This window comes from Polaromonas sp. P1_G2 (assembly GCF_056405515.1).
In genome coordinates this window covers 1-753 of sequence record NZ_JBFUBY010000608.1, presented here as the reverse complement: position 1 = coordinate 753, position 753 = coordinate 1, and the positions used below count along the sequence as shown (strand labels likewise).

At 67.2% G+C, this 753-nt stretch carries 1 protein-coding gene; it reads left to right on the top strand.

The window, feature by feature from the left end:
• Positions 1–728, top strand: a 728-nt coding sequence (locus AC1D0P_RS26490; RefSeq protein ID WP_477679450.1) for a sigma factor-like helix-turn-helix DNA-binding protein, incomplete at its 5' end; no start/stop codon positions are given.
• Positions 729–753: the final 25 nt, after the last annotated feature.

Sequence of the window (753 nt, the reverse complement as noted above, 5' to 3'; positions counted from 1 at the left end):
ACGACGCGCAGGCCGTGCAGAACGTGGAAGCGTGGCTGTTTCGCATCGCGCACAACGCGGCCATGGACTTCCTGCGGCGCAAATCGCGCGAGCAGGCGATGTTTGCCGACGAAGACGTGGACACAATCGCGGACAAGCAGGCCGAGTCCGCCGACCGCCGCCATGTGGCCACCGCGGCCTTGCGCACCTTCATGCGCCTTGCGCCCGCGCAGCGCAGCACCGTCATCCTGGCCGACGTGCTGGGTTACGCCCTCGAAGAAGCGGCCGGCGTGATGGGCACCACCGTGCCGGCCGTCAAGGCGGCGCTGCACCGCGGCCGCGCGCGCTTGCGCGAGCTGGCCGGGCAACCCGACGACGCGGCTTCGCCGCCCAGCCTGTCACCGCAAGACCAGGCCCTGCTGGCCGCCTATGCCGAGCGCTTCAACGCCAGGGACTTCGATGGCCTGCGCGAGATGCTGGGTCAGGACGTGAAGCTGGACCTGGTGGCTCGCCGCAAGCCGATGCAGGCGCGCGGTGGGGAGTACTTCACGAATTACGCAGCCAAGACGTACGGGCTGCGCATAACACCCATCAACGTGGAGGGCCGGCCAGGACTGTGGGTGGATACCGAGGAGGACGAAGGTGCAGGGGCGCCGGGGTACCTGGTGGTGCTGGAATTTGCGGAGGGGAAAGTGATGGGGATCCGGGATTTCCGGTATGCGCGATGGGTGGGAGAAAGGTTGTACTGAATTGGCATCCCGACGGGATATCAGG